This is a genomic window from Ochrobactrum sp. XJ1 (genome assembly GCF_024701725.1).
Taxonomy (GTDB): domain Bacteria; phylum Pseudomonadota; class Alphaproteobacteria; order Rhizobiales; family Rhizobiaceae; genus Brucella; species Brucella anthropi.
In genome coordinates, this window is the sequence record NZ_VDGD01000062.1 from 1 (window position 1) to 875 (window position 875).

The window sequence follows — 875 nt, forward strand, 5'->3', positions numbered from 1 at the left end:
AGCCCAAAACCAAATCAAAACCCGCCACAACGCGGGCTTTTTTTTGACCAAAGCAGCCGGGGCAGCTGCAAAACTTCTTATTCTCTGTGAACTAGCCCCATTTCGACCGGACAGTCGGCATAAGCAGAAAGGCTCAAGCACAGGCTTATGTCTAACGAGTATCGACACGTTGAATTGCTGACGGGTGATGTCCGCCGCAGGCCGGTGGACAACCGAGCAGAAGCTGACAATTATTGAGCAGAGTTTCGAACCCGGCGAGACGGTGTCTTCCACCGCTCGCCGCCATGGCGTTGGGCCCAATCTGCTTTATCGGTGGCGCAGGCTCTTGAGCGAGGGAGGTGCGGCAGCCGTGGATTCTGAAGGGTCGGTTGTCGGCAACTCGGAAGTGAAGAAGCTGGGAGATCGTGTCCGCGAGCTGGAGCACATGCTTGGTCGCAAGACAATGGAGGTCGAAATCCTCCGCGAAGCCCTTTCCAAAGCGGACTCAAAAAACGGATATCGCAGCCGATCTTGTTGCCGAAGGACGGTTACCGATGAAGACCGTTGCACACACCTGGGGCGCGCGCGCTCACACCTCGCGGATCGGTTGAAAGGTAGATCAAAGCCGCGCGGACACTATCACAAGGCATAGGATGCAGAGCTTTTGCCCATCATTTGCAGGCTGGTCGATCAGAGGCCAACCTATGGCTATCGGCGGATCACCGCGCTCCTCAATCGCGAAAGGTGAGCCGCCGATCAGCCTGTCGTCAACGCCAAACGGGTTCACCGCATCATAGGCAACCACCCGATGTTGCTGGAGTGCATAACGGCAATCTAGGTGAGATTCAGCGTCAATCAGGATGAGACTCGCGCCGGGGTGTGACGGAGTGAGGGCG

General features: G+C 56.9%; 1 pseudogene. It reads left to right on the top strand.

Annotation, left to right across the window (positions count from 1 at the left end):
- Positions 1–147 precede the first annotated feature (147 nt).
- A pseudogene (locus FG152_RS27140) lies at positions 148–814 on the top strand (transposase); the annotation flags it as partial.
- Between the last annotated feature and the right edge of the window lie 61 nt (positions 815–875).